At 66.0% G+C, this 14,384-nt stretch carries 13 protein-coding genes and 1 pseudogene; 4 read left to right on the top strand and 10 right to left on the bottom strand.

Annotation, left to right across the window (positions count from 1 at the left end):
- Positions 1-27: 27 nt before the first annotated feature.
- From I6I07_RS06905 to I6I07_RS06890, 4 genes are read right to left on the bottom strand one after another with little or no spacing between them, the layout of a single operon-like run.
- Positions 28-765: an amino acid ABC transporter ATP-binding protein gene (locus I6I07_RS06905; RefSeq protein ID WP_006392206.1), complete on the bottom strand. Its 738-nt coding sequence runs from the start codon at positions 763-765 to the stop codon at positions 28-30.
- Positions 746-1,402 carry an amino acid ABC transporter permease gene (locus I6I07_RS06900; protein ID WP_198486109.1) on the bottom strand — a complete coding sequence of 219 codons (657 nt, stop codon included), beginning with the start codon at positions 1,400-1,402 and terminating at the stop codon, positions 746-748. Before I6I07_RS06900 ends, I6I07_RS06905 begins: the two co-directional genes overlap by 20 nt.
- Positions 1,399-2,067, bottom strand: a complete 669-nt coding sequence (locus I6I07_RS06895; RefSeq protein ID WP_198486108.1) for an amino acid ABC transporter permease — start codon at positions 2,065-2,067, stop codon at positions 1,399-1,401. Before I6I07_RS06895 ends, I6I07_RS06900 begins: the two co-directional genes overlap by 4 nt.
- Before the next feature lie 27 nt (positions 2,068-2,094).
- A complete protein-coding gene (locus I6I07_RS06890; protein WP_116522442.1) occupies positions 2,095-2,877 on the bottom strand; it encodes a transporter substrate-binding domain-containing protein in 783 nt (260 codons plus the stop codon).
- 343 nt (positions 2,878-3,220) lie between these two features.
- Between I6I07_RS06890 and I6I07_RS31835 the strand changes: the two genes are divergently transcribed.
- On the top strand, positions 3,221-3,343 hold the full coding sequence (locus I6I07_RS31835; protein ID WP_257791509.1) for a hypothetical protein: 123 nt from the start codon (positions 3,221-3,223) through the stop codon (positions 3,341-3,343).
- A 41-nt stretch (positions 3,344-3,384) separates the two neighbouring features.
- Positions 3,385-3,948, top strand: coding sequence for a TetR/AcrR family transcriptional regulator (locus I6I07_RS06885; protein ID WP_198486107.1), 564 nt, complete (start codon positions 3,385-3,387; stop codon positions 3,946-3,948).
- 160 nt (positions 3,949-4,108) lie between these two features.
- Here I6I07_RS06885 and I6I07_RS06880 read toward each other — a convergent pair whose 3' ends face one another.
- Positions 4,109-5,074 (bottom strand): Bug family tripartite tricarboxylate transporter substrate binding protein, encoded by a 966-nt coding sequence (locus I6I07_RS06880; protein ID WP_116522440.1) that lies wholly within the window; start codon positions 5,072-5,074, stop codon positions 4,109-4,111.
- A 212-nt stretch (positions 5,075-5,286) separates the two neighbouring features.
- Between I6I07_RS06880 and I6I07_RS06875 the strand changes: the two genes are divergently transcribed.
- Positions 5,287-6,480: an acetylornithine transaminase gene (locus I6I07_RS06875; RefSeq protein ID WP_198486106.1), complete on the top strand. Its 1,194-nt coding sequence runs from the start codon at positions 5,287-5,289 to the stop codon at positions 6,478-6,480.
- Between the two features lie 191 nt (positions 6,481-6,671).
- Here I6I07_RS06875 and I6I07_RS06870 read toward each other — a convergent pair whose 3' ends face one another.
- The 3 genes from I6I07_RS06870 to I6I07_RS06860 form a co-directional block, all read right to left on the bottom strand.
- A complete protein-coding gene (locus I6I07_RS06870; protein ID WP_198486105.1) occupies positions 6,672-9,035 on the bottom strand; it encodes a TonB-dependent siderophore receptor in 2,364 nt (787 codons plus the stop codon).
- Positions 9,036-9,118: 83 nt separating this feature from the next.
- Positions 9,119-10,063: a FecR family protein gene (locus I6I07_RS06865; protein WP_198486104.1), complete on the bottom strand. Its 945-nt coding sequence runs from the start codon at positions 10,061-10,063 to the stop codon at positions 9,119-9,121.
- Entirely contained in the window at positions 10,060-10,560 is a 501-nt protein-coding gene (locus I6I07_RS06860) for a sigma-70 family RNA polymerase sigma factor (RefSeq protein WP_035359833.1), read from the bottom strand. The genes I6I07_RS06865 and I6I07_RS06860 overlap by 4 nt, the downstream gene beginning before the upstream one ends.
- A 38-nt stretch (positions 10,561-10,598) precedes the next feature.
- Here I6I07_RS06860 and argD point away from each other — a divergent pair.
- Positions 10,599-10,774 (top strand): annotated as a pseudogene (argD, locus tag I6I07_RS31650) (acetylornithine transaminase); the annotation flags it as partial.
- A 22-nt stretch (positions 10,775-10,796) separates the two neighbouring features.
- Here the strand turns inward: argD and I6I07_RS06855 are convergent.
- Both I6I07_RS06855 and I6I07_RS06850 read right to left on the bottom strand, forming a co-directional pair.
- A complete protein-coding gene (locus I6I07_RS06855) occupies positions 10,797-13,328 on the bottom strand; it encodes a TonB-dependent siderophore receptor (RefSeq protein WP_232625935.1) in 2,532 nt (843 codons plus the stop codon).
- 40 nt (positions 13,329-13,368) lie between these two features.
- Positions 13,369-14,382, bottom strand: coding sequence for a FecR domain-containing protein (locus I6I07_RS06850; protein ID WP_232625933.1), 1,014 nt, complete (start codon positions 14,380-14,382; stop codon positions 13,369-13,371).
- Between the last annotated feature and the right edge of the window lie 2 nt (positions 14,383-14,384).

Genomic DNA, 14,384 nt, shown 5'->3' with positions numbered 1-14,384 from the left:
ATCCTGGCACGCCAGGATCCACGCGCCCTATCCGGCCAGATCCGTCATCCCCAGGAACTGCCGCAGCTCCGGCGTCGCCGGCGCCGTAAACAGTTCCTCGGGCGGCCCGATCTCATGCACGCGGCCCTGGTGCATGAACACCACCCGGTCGCACACCTCGCGCGCAAAGCGCATCTCGTGCGTCACCATCAGCAGCGTCATGCCGTCGGCGGCCAGCTCGCGCACCACCGCCAGCACTTCGTTGACCAGCTCCGGGTCCAGCGCCGACGTGATCTCGTCGCACAGCAGCGCCAGCGGCTGCATCGCCAGCGCGCGGGCGATCGCCACGCGCTGCTGCTGGCCGCCCGACAATTCATCGGGCCAGGCGTCGAACTTGTGTTCCAGCCCCACCCGCGTCAGCATCGCCCGCGCCAGCGCCGCCGCCTCGTCCTGCGGCATGCGCTTGGCCACCATCGGCGACAGCATCACGTTGCGCCCCACCGTGAGGTGCGGGAACAGGTTGAACTGCTGGAAGATCATGCCCACCTTCAGCCGCAGCGCGCGCAGCCGCAACTCGTCGTCGCCCAGCTGCGCGTCGGCCACCATGATGGCGCCGCCGTCGATCTGCTCCAGTCCGTTCACGCAGCGCAGCAGCGTGCTCTTGCCGGAGCCGCTCTTGCCGATGATGGCGATCACCTCGCCAGGCTCGACGCGCAGCGTCACCCCTTTCAGGACTTCGTTGTCGCCGAACTTCTTGCGGACGTCTTCAAGGGCGATGAGGGGCATGCAACTTCCTTTCCAGCCGGAGGCTGAGGCGCGACAGGGGCCAGCACAGCGCGAAATAGATCAGCGCGGCGCAGGCATAGACGGTGAAGGGGCTGAAGGTGGCGTTGGTGATCACCGTGCTGGCCTTGGACAGCTCGGTGAAACCGATGATGGAGGTCAGCGCCGTGCTCTTGACGATCTGCACCGCGAAGCCAACGGTTGGCGCCACCGCGATGCGCAGCGCCTGCGGCAGCACCACGTGGCGCATCTGCTGCACGTAGCCCAGCGCCAGGCTGGCCGAGGCCTCCCACTGGCCTTTCGGAATCGCTTCCACGCAGCCGCGCCAGATCTCGGCCAGGAACGCGCCCGACCACAGCGTCAGCGCCGCGCCCGCGGCCAGCCATGGCGGCACCTCCACGCCGATCAGCGACAGCCCGAAGAACGCCAGGAACAGTTGCATCAGCAGCGGCGTGCCCTGGAACAGCTCGATATAGGCCCAGCTCACGCGCCGCATCACGGTCACGCGCGAAGTCCGCATCATCAGCGCCAGCGTGCCCATCAGCGCGCCGCCGACAAAGGCCACCAGCGACAGCACGATCGTCCAGCGCGCGGCCAGCAGCAGGTTGCGGACAATGTCCCAGGTTGTGAACTCGATCATCGCGCCGCCTTGCGGAACAACCGCCTGCCCGTCATGCGCAGCAACTGGCGCAACCCCACCGCCAGCGCCAGATAGATGCCGGTGGTCACGAAATACACCTCGAATGCGCGGAAATTGCGCGACTGGATGAAGTTGGCCGCGAACGTCAGGTCCTCGGCCGCGATCTGCGAGCACACCGCCGACCCCAGCATCACGATCACGATCTGCGACGACAGGGCCGGCCAGATGCGCGCCAGCGCGGGTTTCAGCACGATATGGCGGAACACCTGCCAGCGCGTCATCGCCAGGCTGGCGCCGGCCTCGTACTGGCCCTTGGGCGTGGCGTCGATGCCGGCGCGGATGATCTCGGCGCTGTAGGCGCCCAGGTTCAGCGCCATCGCCAGGCAGGCCGCCTGCATCTCGTTGAACTGCACGCCCAGCGACGGCAGGCCGAAGAACACGAAGAACAGCTGGATCAGGAACGGCGTATTGCGCACCACCTCCACATAGGCGGTGACCGGCGCGCGCAGCCAGCGCGGCCCCTGCGTGCGGGCCCAGGCGCAGCCGATGCCCAGCGCCACGCCCGCCACCGCGCCAAAGGCGATCAGCTCGACCGTCACGCCAATGCCCTTGATGAGGACCGGCGTGTAATCGAACACGGAAGCGAAGTCGAATTGATAAGCCATGAAAGCGCCCCGGCGCGCGCGCCCGCCTTACAGGTCCTTGGGCAGGTCGGCGCCCAGCCATTTCTTGGAAATCGCCGCCAGCGAACCATCGCGCTTGGCGTTGGCCAGGATCTCGTTGACCTTGGCGCGCAGCTTCGGCTCATCCTTGTTCATGCCGATGTAGCAGGGCGAATCCTTGATCAGGAACTTGGTCTCCGGCTTCTTGGGCGGATTGCGCGCCAGGATCGCGGCGGCCACCACGTTGCCGGTCGCGATCAGCGGCACCTGGCCCGACAGGAAGGCGGTGATGGTGCCGTTGTTGTCTTCATAACGCTTGAGCGTGGCCGTGGGCGGCGCGATCTTGGTCAGCTCGATGTCCTCGACCGCGCCACGCGTCACGCCGATGGTCTTGCCCGCCAGGTCGGCGGCCGACGCCACCTTCAGGTCGGCCGGGCCGAACACGCCATTGAAGAACGGCGCATACGCATCCGAGAAATCGATCGCCTTCTCGCGCTCGGGATTCTTGCCCAGGCTGGAAATCACCAGGTCCACCTTGCGCGTCTGCAGGTACGGCACGCGGTTGGCGCTGGTCACCGGCACCAATTCCAGCTTCACGCCCAGCTGCTTGGCGATCAGCGCGGCGGTGTCGATGTCGTAACCCAGCGGCTTCATGTCCGAACCAACCGAGCCGAACGGCGGAAAGTCCTGCGGCACGGCGACCTTGAGGGTGCCGGCCTTGACGATGTCGTCCAGGGTGTCGGCATGCGTGAGCGGCGCGGCCAGCAGCGTGGCGGCGGTGCAGAGGGACAGCAACAGGGTTCTACGGTTCATGAGGAACTCTCCAGGGCGCGCCGCCCCGGGGGTGGGGTCGAGCGTTGCACACCAATTCGGTATACAAAACCTGAAAAGCAAGTTCCGTGCCATTTGGCGGGCGCGCGGGATGCCCGCAGGCGCGCCGGGGCGGGTGCACCTTGATGGTGCGGCGCGCGCCATCGCGGCGCACGATGCGCACCGCGGTGGGGTGGGTGCCGGACGGGCCGCGGAAAGAAGGCTGCCCAACCAAGGGAACGGCCGAAGCGAGTCAGCGGCAGGGATTTACAAAACAGACCATAATGGTCGAAAACAGACCAAATCGGTTTATCATGTCGGTACCCGACCATCCGGAACCCTGACAATGGCCGCCACCCTCGCCCTGCTCGCGGGCCTCACCGCCTACCTCTACCTATCTGAACCACCGCCACCGCGCGTCGTGCCGTACATCGGCATCATGTCGGCGATGCCACGCGCAGGGTTCTGACGGGCGATCAGGCAAAATGCGGCGTACCGGAAGGATTCGCCATGCCTAAACCCACCAAATCCGAGATCGCCGCCGAGATTCTCGACCGCGCCGCGGCCCTGTTCGCGCGCCACGGCTTTGCCCACACCTCGCTGCAGCAGATCGCCGACGCCGTGAATTACTCCAAGGCCGGCCTGCTGCACCACTACCCCAGCAAACAGGCCATCTACGACGCGGTCCTCAAGACCGGCATCGACCGCATGCAAGCCCTGCTGGAAAGCGTCCAGCACATCCCCGTCGGCGTCGAGCGCGACCGTGCCGTGGTCGAGGCCACGCTTGACCTCACCTACGAATGGCCCGGCCTGTCGGCCCTGACCAACCGCTTGGCCGACCAGGGCGCCGAGGTGGAACCCGAGTTGATCAAGATCGGCCTGACGCTGTATGCCGCGCTCGGTATCGACCTGGCCGACCTGCAATTGGAGCGCGTGGTGCGCGTCACCAGCGCTTTCAACGGCCTGGGCATCTCCGCCCTGACGGCCGCGCGCATTGATGCAAAGCGCGAATGGCGGGGGTTTCTGGTGCAGGCGGCGATGGATGCGCTGGGGCATGCGGGTAGCGCGCCTTGACGCAGGCGGCGCGCCTCGCCATGGCCACTGAACATGGCCGCTGAAAATCCACGTGAAAACGTCGGGCGATTGCCCGGCGTTTGTCATTGCGACGGCGGCTTCATGGCCGGCTGATCGCGCAGGCCGGCAAGGCCACCGCGCCGGCCTCCAAGCCGCGCCGTCAGTCCACCTGCGCGCCCGACTGCTTGACCGCCTTGCCCCACTTCTCGACCTCGCCGGCGATGAACGCGCCGGTGGCCTCGGGCTTCAGCGGCATCGGTTCCGCGCCGCGATCGCGGAAGAACTTCTGCATCTCGGGCGTGCCCAGCACGTGGCCGATCTGCTGGCTCAGGTAGTTGGTGATGGCCGGCGGCGTGTCACGCGGGGCCAGCACCGCCGCCCAGCCGATCGCCTCGAAGCCCGGGTAGCCGCTCTCGGCCACCGTCGGCACGTCCGGCAGCTGCGGCAGGCGCTTGGCCGTCGTCACCGCCAGCGCCACCGCCTTCTTGCTCTGCACGTGCGGCAGCCCCGCCGTCACCGAATCCACCATAAGCGGCACCTGGTGGCCCAGGAAATCCGCCTGCGCCGGGCCGCTGCCCTTGTACGGAATATGGCGGATGTCGATATTGGCCGCCGCCTTGAACATCTCGGCCGACAGATGCTGCGTGCCGCCGATGCCGGCGCTGGCATACGCCAGCTCGCCCGGATTGGCGCGCGCCTGCTTGACCAGTTGCTGCAGCGACGTGATGCCCGATGCCGGCGTCGCCAGGAACATCAGCGGCACCGAGAACACCCCCGACACCGGCGCGAAATCCTTGGTCAGGCTGTAGTTGATGGTCTTGTACAGCGTCTGGTTCACCGCCGCGGCCGAGCCCGCGATCACCAGCGTGTAACCGTCCGGCGTCGCGCGCGCGGCCTGTTCCATGCCGATATTGCTGCCGGCGCCGGCGCGGTTCTCCACCACGATCGGCTGCTTGAGCGCCGTGCCCAGCTTCTCGGCCAGCGCGCGGGCGAAGATATCGGTCGCCTGCCCCGGCGGAAACGGCACCACCAGGCGGATGGGACGGTCGGGATATTCGGCATGCGCGGCCGTCGCGGCCGCCGCCAGCACCAGGCCGGCGGCAAGACTGGAAAGAATTCGTGTCATGATCGGTCAGTAAAAAGCGACAAAGAGCGGCGCCCGGCGCCTGCCCTGTTGCATAAAATAGAGAGCCCCGCGCAAGCGGCCCTTTTGGGGCGGCCGTGGGGCGGATCGGCTGGGGGTGCGTCACGATAGCATTCCCCCGCCGGTGCTAAATTCGGCATTTAGCGTTTCCCACCCTTTTCAACCCCTGTTCTCTCCTTTCAGCAGGAACCGCCATGGAATTCAGCCAGTACAACGTCAACGCCCTCATGGAGATCACCTCCCGCCCGGACCTCGTGTTCGTGCGCGGCCAGGGATCCTGGCTGGAGGATCACGCGGGCAAGCGATACCTGGACTTCGTTCAGGGCTGGGCCGTCAACACCCTGGGCCACAGCGCCCCGGAAATGCAGAAGGCCCTGCTGGACCAGTCCAAGCTGCTGATGAACCCGTCGCCGGCCTTCTACAACCTGCCCTCCATCGAACTGGCCAGCCGCCTGACCGGCGCCTCGGTCTTCGACCGCGTGTTCTTCGCCAACAGCGGCGGCGAAGCCAACGAAGGCGCCATCAAGCTGGCGCGTAAATGGGGCCAGGTCAACAAGAAAGGCGCCTACAAGATCATCACCATGAACCACGGCTTCCACGGCCGCACGCTGGCGACGATGTCGGCGTCCGGCAAGCCGGGCTGGGACAAGATGTTCGCGCCGCAGGTGGAAGGTTTCCCGAAGGCCGAGATCAATGATCTGGAATCGGTGCGCAAGCTGATCGATGACCAGACCGTGGCGATCATGCTGGAACCGGTGCAGGGCGAGGCTGGCGTGATTCCGGCGACCAAGGAATTCATGCAGGGCCTGCGCAAGCTGGCCGATGAGCACAAGCTGCTGTTCATCGTTGATGAAGTGCAGACGGGTATGGGCCGCACCGGCACCCTGTTCGCCTACCAGCAATCCGACGTGGTGCCGGACATCATGACGCTGGCCAAGGGGATTGGCGGTGGCGTGCCGCTGGCTGCCCTGTTGGCGCGCCAGGAAGTCTGCGTGTTCTCGCATGGCGACCAGGGCGGCACGTACAACGGCAACCCGCTGATGGCGGCTGTCGGCGTGGCGGTGTTCGACGCCCTGGCCGCGCCGGGCTTCATGGAGTCGGTCAATGCCCGCGCCAAGCAACTGTCCGAAGGCCTGCTGGCCCTGTCGGCCAGGTACGGCATGAAGGGCGAGCGCGGGATGGGCCTGCTGCGCGCACTGATCATGGATCGGGATGATGGCCCCGCCATCGTCGAAGCTGCACGCAACCTGGCGCCCAATGGTCTGCTGCTGAATGCGCCGCGCGGCAATCTGCTGCGCTTCATGCCGGCCTTGAATGTGACGGCTGAAGAAATCGACACGATGCTCACGCAGCTGGATGGGTTGATTGCGCAGGTGCGCAAGGCTTGATGGAAGCGATTCGTTAAGCCATGAAGACAAGGGCCGCAAAAGCGGCCCTTATCTTTTCCATCCTGTTTATGTACTCATTCGTGCAAGGCTTCTGCCAATACCGCGGCATTCAATTCGAGATTGGGTCCTGGATTCTCCGCTACATGAGCGTTATCTGCGCAGGACCGTAACCGACGGCTCACGGCCAATCCCTAAAACGTGTATTTCGCCGTCAACAAGAACGACCGCGGCGCGCCGAAGTGATTGTTGTCCTGGGTGCTTCCGATCGCCTGGTAGTAATACTTGTCGAACAGGTTGTACACGTTCAGGCGCAGATCCAGGTTCGGCGCGGCCCGATACGCCACCACGGCATCCCAGATGCTGTACCCGGGCTGGCGCACGTTATACGCGGGCAAGCTGATCGCGCTTTGCACGCGCACCGCTCCGCCCACGCGCCACGCATTCAGCGAGCCGGGCAAGGTGTACATGGTCGAGAGCTTGAACAGATGGCGTGGAGTCTGCGTATCGTAGGCCGCGCCCGCCCGGAGGTTGCCCGAATCCTCCAGGTATTTGGACTGGTTGTACGTATAGCCGGCCGACACCTGCCAGCCCGGCGTGATCGCGCCCGCCACTTCGAATTCGACGCCCCGGCTCTGCACCTTGCCAGACGGCGCATAGCACTCGATCACCCCCGGGCTGCACATGGACGTTTCCAGCGCGACGGGACGGTTGCGCTGGCGGATCTGGAACACCGCGGCGCTGGCGTTGAGCCGCCCGCCGAAATATTCGCCCTTGATCCCCGCTTCCAGATTGGTGCCGATGACCGGGTCCAGCGGCGCGCCACCCGTCGACTGATTGCTCTGAGGCTGGAACACGCTGGTCCAGCTGGTGTAGACGGTGTGTTGGCGGTCCAGGTCATAGATCAGGCCCGCGTAGGGCGTCAACTCGTGCTTGACCTTGTAGTCCGCCGGCGGGCTGACGTAATCGCCCGACTTCAGCTGCATGTCGTACTCATACCAGTCCAGCCGCGCGCCCAGCATCAGCGTCAGCGGGTCGGCCAGGCTCAGGCGGGTGGTGGCGTAGCCGCTGACCTGGCGCTGGTATCCCTTGCGCGACCACGGGTAGACGAACGCGGGCTTCTCGACGGCGCTGGAATTCCAGTGTTCCGGGTCGACCGTCATGTTGTAGTCCAGCGGCCAGCCGCCAGGGCCGTCGTTGTCCTTGTTCTTCAGGAAGCTGCCGCCCAGCACCAGCTCATGCGTGCGCCCTAGCAGCGTGAACGGGCCGCTAAGATAACCGTCCACGCTGTACTGGGTCTTGTCATAGGCATACTGGCCCAGCCCCTGCCCGAAGAGCGTCGAGTCTTCCAGGGGGTACAGATAGCTGCCCAGCATATTCATCTTGGCGCGTAGCGTGCGGGCGGTCAGCTTGCCGGACCAGCCGTTCTCGAAACGGTGGTCGAGCTCGGCGAAGAAGCTGGTGTTCTCCTTGTTCCAATAGGCCCAGTCCGGCGACAGGCGGGTCGAGCGATTGAAGTCATAGAAGCTGCCGTCCCGGCGCGTCGGCAGGCCATTCCAATCCGCGCCCGGATTGTCCTCGCGGTTGTAGTAGCCGCCGATGCTGAGCGTGGTGTTGGCCGTGATGTCGGCTTCGATCGTGCCGTAGAAAAGCTGGCGTTGGTGCTCGTAGGCCTTCTTGAAGGTGTTCGAATCCTGATAGGCCACCACGCCGCGGGCGCGCAAGGTGCCGCTTTGGTTCAGCGGGCCCGAGCCGTCGACCTCGCCCCGGTAATTGTCCCAGCTTCCCGCGCTGGTCGTCACCGAGAACTGCGGCACCGCCGTGGCGCGCTTGCGCACCAGGTTGATCGTGCCCGAGGGATTGCCGGCCCCCGTCATCATGCCGGCCGCGCCGCGCAGCACCTCGATGTGATCGTACATGGCCAGCGTGGCCACACCCTGCGTGTCGTAGTCGTAGCCTAGTGGAACCCCGTCGGCCAGGAACGAACTGATCTCGAATCCGCGAGAGAAGAACTGCGTGCGTTCGCCGCCGCCGATCTGGCGCGTCGTCAGCCCCGTCGTATCGCGGGCCACGTCGTCCAGTGACTGATAGCCCCGGTCTTCGATCTGCTGGCGCGTCACCACGCTGACCGACTGCGGCGTCTCGCGCGGGGACAGCGCGAACTTGGTGGCCGTGGACATGACCGGCGTGGTGTAGGAATGGGTCCCCTCGGTCACCCCCAACGTGGCCGCTTCCACCGTCACCGGCGCCAGCGTCGTCGCGCTGGCCGGGGCCACCGTCAGGCTGCCATCCGGCGTGCGCCGCAATTCCAGCCCGCTACCGGCCAGCGCGCGGGCAGTGGCTTCCTCCACTGACAACTGGCCGGAGACGGCGGGGGCGGACTTGCCCGCCACCAGATCGGCCCGAAACGAGATCACCGCGCCCGCTATGCGGGCGATCTGGGTCAGCGCCACATCCAGCCGGCCGGCGGGCAAGTCGTATTGACGCAGCGCCTGGGCATGGGCGGTGCTGGCGGCGGCTGCGATGACGCAGGCGGCCGGAAACCTCAGGGAAAGCATGGAACACTCCGTGGATGCGTGAGCACGCGTTCCATGTATGTGCATCGGCGCCATCAAAAAAACACCTGGCGCGAAAAAAAAATTCAAGCCAGGTCGATCATCACGTACCAACGGCTCAGCCGCTGCAACCGGATCGGCAAGGTATTCCTGAGCGCCTCCAGCGCTCGCTGGCCGTCGTCCAGCGGAAACAGCCCCGTCACGCGCAGCCGCGATGCCTGCGGCGATATCCGCAGCCAGCCGGGCTGGTATCGGGCCAGCGCATCCACCACGGTCTGCAGCGGCTCGTCATGGACTTCAAGCTCGCCGTTCTGCCAGGCGGCGGTGTACCCCTGGCCGTTTTGTACCGTATCGACCTGCCGCGCATCGAACCACACGCCCTGCCCCGGCGCCAACGGCTGGCGCACGCCCGTCAGTGTGGTGACCTCGGCGGCCCCGCTCAAGGCCAGGCAGAAGCTGCGCTCGGCCCCACAGCGCACCATGGCGCGCCCCGAGGCAAGCCGGACCTCGCCTTGCGGCAGCCGCACTTGCAGCCCCTGGCCGCCCCGCAACTCAAAGATCGCCGCGCCGGCCGACACCCGCACGACGTGCTGCCCCTCCCACGACGCCGCGCTGCGCGCATCCAGCTCCATCACATTGCCATCCGGCAAAGCCACGCGGCGGCGCTCGCCGGTGCGGGTCACATAGCCCGCAGCCAGATACTGCAATGGCACATAGCGATCCGCCACGCCCGCGCCCAGCAGCAACGCCCCGCCCGCCAGCGCCAGCTTCCCCAGCCGGCGGCGCTGCGCAAGCTGCGGCCTCACCAGCGAACGCCGCAGCGCATCGCCATCGGCCAGCAGCCCCGGCCGCAACGCGTGCAACGTGCCATCGAGCGCCGCGTTCAGCCGCTGCCAGGCCGCGCCATGGCTCGGGCTCTCCGCCAGCCACAGCTCAAACGCCGCGCGGTCCGCATCGTTGGCCTGACCGCTGGTCAGACAGACCTGCCACTCAATCGCCGCCGCGCGGGCGCGCGCGTCCAAGGCCGTCATAGCCCAAACACCTCGCAGCAACGGCGCAAAGCCTGCATGATGTACTTGCGCACCATGGTCGGCGATACGTCCAGGCGCGCGGCGATCTCCACATGGGTCATGCCATCGAGCTGGCTATACAGAAACGCCATCCTGGCCTTGGAGGACAGCCCGTCCAGCGCCGTGTCGAGCCTCTGCAACGAGTGCAACGTCTGTACCCGTTCCTCGGCCGACGGCTCCAGCGGTTCCGGCTGCAAGCGCAACATCTCCAGCCAGGCTTGCTCCAGCTCGCGCCGCCGCCACAGCCGCCACGTAATGCGCCGGGCGATCGTGATCAGCATCGCCCGCGGCTCGTTCAATTGGTCCAGCGCCGGCAGGCACAGCAACTGCGTAAACGTCTCGCCCGCCACATCCTCTGCGTCTTCGCGGTTGCGCAAACCGTTGCGCAACCGCCGCTCCAGCCAGGGATGGTCGTTCTTGTAAATGGTGGAAAACCGGCTATCGCGTGTCGAGTCCACGGCTTGCGCTATGAATTAATGGGAATCGTTATCAATTATCGCATGGCGACCGGGGTGACAGGTATAACGGGAATCCGTTGATGGCGGCTGTGGGGGGGCGGTGTTGGATGCGCTGGCCGCGCCGGGCTTCCTGGAATCGGTTAATGCCCGCGCCAAGCAACTGTCCGAAGGCCTGCTGGCGCTGTCGGCCAAGTACAGGATGACGGGCGCGCGCTTGCGCTATCGCGGCCGCCTCCCTAGAACTTGTGGGACAGCGTCACCATGAAGTTGCGGGGATCGCCGTAGTTCCGGGTGCTGTAGAAGTTCACCTGCGAATAGTATTTCTTGTCGAACAGATTGTTGACGTTGAGCTGCAAGGCGGTCTGCGGCGTGAACGCATAGCGCGCCATCAGATTGGCGATCGCGTAGCTGGGGAGGTCCGCGCGGCGCTGCACGAACGGGCCGCTGCCGTCCGCACCCCACACCGTTGCCCACGAACCGCTCTGCCACCGCACGCCGCCGCCTACCGTCAGGTTCCGCAAAGCGCCGGAAAAGGCATATGTCGTAAACAGGTTGAAGGTATTCCGAGGCAAGGCGGTATTCAGTTTTGCGCCGTCCGGTCCTACCAGGTTGAAGTGCGCGTAGCCTGCCTGGATGTTCCAGCCCGGCAGCACTTGGCCCGACAGCTCGATCTCGAACCCGTTGCTTTGCGTGCCATTCACCGCGCGATACGCCTGCGCCGCCGAACCCGGGACGAGGTTGTCTAGGTCGGCCTCCGCGACGTTATCCTGCTTTGTGTGAAAGACCGACAGCGAGGCGTTCAGGCGGTTGTCGAAGAACGCGCTCTTGATGCCCGCCTCGTAATTCTTCCCTCGCACGGGGTCCAGGTAGGCGCCGCTGCTGTCCTGGTAGTCCTGCGGCTGGAAGATATCCGTATAGCTTGCGTACAGGGACACGTCGCGGGACACGTCCAGCACGATCCCGGCGTAGGGCGAGACGACGTCGAATGTGCGCGTGAGGCTGTTGTTCCAGCTTGTGTAGCGGGCGCCCACGATGACCTTCAGCGGATCCGCGAGCGAGAACCGGCCGGCTGCATACAGACCGATCTGCCGCGTGCGGCTGCTCAGCTCGGACTCCCGTTCCCCCCAGTGCGGCTCCGGATAATTCCCGTTCCATTCCAGGATGCTGCCGCTGTACTCTTCTTGCTCGACAGGCAACCTCACCGTTCCCTTGTTGCGCTGCCAAGTGCCCGAGCTGCCAACCATGAATTCGTGCTTGCGGCCGAACAGGTCGAAATCCCCGTCCAATTTCGCGTTCACGGAATCCTGGCTGCGGTAGCCTTCGAACCAGTTCGAATAGATCGTGCCGGGAGGCGAGGTCCACGTATCCTTATCGATCTGCCCGCCCTTGCTCATGCCGAGTTTGGCGTCGTACTCCTGCTTACTGCGGGCATAGCCCACCTGGCCTTTCCAGCCATTCTGGAAGCGGTGGTCCAGGCTGATGAACTGCGATTGCGTGGTGCTGTTCCATTGCGACCATTTCGGTGCGCCGTTGAAAGAGCGTGGCCAATCGATGGCTTCGCCGTTGCTGAACCACCCTGTCCCCAGGGCGCCGCCCCACGTGGACGCCTTCGGCCGGTTCACCTGGTAGTCCGCGCCCGCGCGCAGCAATGTCCTGTCGGTCAGGTCGGCTTCCACCGTGCCGAAGAGCACGCCCTTCTTCTTCTCGTGGTTGTCCAGGAAGGAGTTGCCCATCTGGCCGGCGGCGACAAAACGGCCGCGTACGGTCGCTTCCTTGTTGAACGGCGTGGCGATGTCGATGGTGGTGCGATAGTTGTCCCACGATCCGGCGGAAGCCGTGATCTCCCCTTCCACTTTGTCGCTCAGTGCGCGCTTGCGCACCAGGTTGATGGCGGCGGACGGGTTGCCCGCTCCGGTCATCAGCCCCGTCGCGCCGCGCACCACCTCGATCCGGTCATAGATGACGGAATCGAGGTCTGACTCGCCCGCCGCATACGGCGAAGAGAACGTGGTCGGCACGCCGTCGTACAGGTAATTCTCGACCGAGAACCCCCGGTAGCTGAACGACGACCGCTCGGTATCGTAGGCGCTTTCGGCCATGCCCGTCGTCGCGCGCAGCGCTTCGGCCAGGGATTTGATGTTGCGATCTTCGATCTGCTGCCGCGTCACGATCGACACGGACTGCGGCGTTTCCCGCGGCGAAAGGGCCAGGCCGGTGGCGGTGCTCATCGCACGCGTCGTATACGATCCCGTGCCTTCGGTTAGCGCGGGGTCCGCGTCCGGGTCGCCCTGGACGGTGACCACCGGCAGCAGGACTCCTTGCGCCGGGTCGGGAATCCGTGCGAGCGCATAGCTGCCGTTGGCGGTGCGCACCGCCTGGAACCCCTGGCCGTTCAGCAGGGCGGCAAAGCCGGCCTGCACGGTGTACTGGCCCTGCAGACCCTGGCTGTTCTTCCCGCTGAGCTGGCCCGTGTCCATCGACAGTTCCACGCCGACGGCATTGGCGAAGGCGATAAGCGCCTGGCCCAAGGGGCCGGCGGGAATATTCACGCCATAGCGGGCCACGGGCTGCGCCTGGGCGTGGGCAGGCGGGGCGACCAGGATCAGGGGGCTGGCCGCCAGGCTGATGAACAACGCCGCGCGCACGGCCGCGCCGATCGGCCCGGCCGGAGGAAAGACAGAGGCGCGCAGGTGTGCGCGGCGCGGCCGCGGCGGATGGGGATGTGGCATGGAGGGACCTTTGATGTAGGAAGTCTGGTGTTGCTTCACCAGGTATCCCGAACGGCAGACCCCCAATCCTCAATGCCCATCAAAAAATATTCGCGGCCGGCTTTGCCCGCGCCTGGACCGTGACCCAGAAGCGGCTTCGGTAGACGACCTCGACGGGCGGCCCCAAGGTCAGGTTATGCAGAGCCCGATCCGTATCCAGCAAAGAGAAGATGCCGCTCACCTTCAGATCGGCCACCTCGGGATCGCAGCGCAGCCAACCGCGCCGGTAACGCGCGAGCTCGGCGACGAAGTCGCCCACCCGCATGCCGTCGGCGACCAGCACGCCGCGCGTCCATGCCTCCGCATTGGCGGGCGCGGCCTCGGCCGCATACACCCTGTCGGCCGAAAACGCGGCTTCCTGGCCCGCGTCTATTCGGACCTTTGCATCAGGCGCGAGGCGTGGCCGCAATTCCACCGCGCCCTCAAACACCGACACCCGCGACGCCTCGTCGTCCTGCCGCAGCGTGAAGCGCGTGCCCAACGCCTGCACCGTGCCGTCGCGGCCCTGCACCAGAAACGGCCGATTGCGCCCCGAGGGGTCGGGCGCGGTCGTAACCCGTATCGCTCCGGCCCGCAAAACAAGCCGCCGTTCCTCGGCGGTGAACCGCAAGTCGATGGCCGACGCATTGTCCATGGTGACCTGCGTACCGTCCGGCAACGCGACGGAGCGGATCTCGCCCACGCCCGTGCTGTGGTCAGCCACGGCGATCCACCACGCCTCCACCCCACCCGCCTTGTAGGCGATGCCCCCGGCCACGAGCCCGGCTCCCAGCAGCTTCAGCGCCTGGCGCCGGCCGTTCCGGCCCCGGCCCACCGGCTCATGGAGCGCGCGCCGAGCCATCGCCGGCGGCACGCCTTGCAGCCTGCGCTCGAAAAACTGAAGCTCGGCCCAAGCCTGTTCGTGGTCCGGGTGCTGTGCGCGCCACTGCGTACAGGCGCGCCGGTCTTCCTCGCTGACGTCCGGCGCCCACATGCGCGCCATCCATACGCTGGCCTGCCGCAAGATATCGGCGTCCAACGGTCTGGAAAAAGTGTCCTGGCTCGATGCGGGCATGG

Source organism: Achromobacter deleyi, from assembly GCF_016127315.1.
Classification (GTDB): Bacteria; Pseudomonadota; Gammaproteobacteria; order Burkholderiales; family Burkholderiaceae_B; genus Achromobacter; species Achromobacter insuavis_A.
Note: the sequence above shows the minus strand (reverse complement) of the source record. Positions and strands in the feature narration are given on the sequence as shown.

Bases quoted from the DNA above. Each gene is read 5' to 3' on its own strand.
- I6I07_RS06905 (WP_006392206.1), bottom strand. From the start codon at position 765: ATGCCCCTCATCGCCCTTGAAGACGTCCGCAAGAAGTTCGGCGACAAC.
- I6I07_RS06900 (WP_198486109.1), bottom strand. From the start codon at position 1,402: ATGATCGAGTTCACAACCTGGGACATTGTCCGCAACCTGCTGCTGGCC.
- I6I07_RS06895 (WP_198486108.1), bottom strand. From the start codon at position 2,067: ATGGCTTATCAATTCGACTTCGCTTCCGTGTTCGATTACACGCCGGTC.
- I6I07_RS06890 (WP_116522442.1), bottom strand. From the start codon at position 2,877: ATGAACCGTAGAACCCTGTTGCTGTCCCTCTGCACCGCCGCCACGCTG.
- I6I07_RS31835 (WP_257791509.1), top strand. From the start codon at position 3,221: ATGGCCGCCACCCTCGCCCTGCTCGCGGGCCTCACCGCCTACCTCTAC.
- I6I07_RS06885 (WP_198486107.1), top strand. From the start codon at position 3,385: ATGCCTAAACCCACCAAATCCGAGATCGCCGCCGAGATTCTCGACCGC.
- I6I07_RS06880 (WP_116522440.1), bottom strand. From the start codon at position 5,074: ATGACACGAATTCTTTCCAGTCTTGCCGCCGGCCTGGTGCTGGCGGCG.
- I6I07_RS06875 (WP_198486106.1), top strand. From the start codon at position 5,287: ATGGAATTCAGCCAGTACAACGTCAACGCCCTCATGGAGATCACCTCC.
- I6I07_RS06870 (WP_198486105.1), bottom strand. From the start codon at position 9,035: ATGCTTTCCCTGAGGTTTCCGGCCGCCTGCGTCATCGCAGCCGCCGCC.
- I6I07_RS06865 (WP_198486104.1), bottom strand. From the start codon at position 10,063: ATGACGGCCTTGGACGCGCGCGCCCGCGCGGCGGCGATTGAGTGGCAG.
- I6I07_RS06850 (WP_232625933.1), bottom strand. From the start codon at position 14,382: ATGCCCGCATCGAGCCAGGACACTTTTTCCAGACCGTTGGACGCCGAT.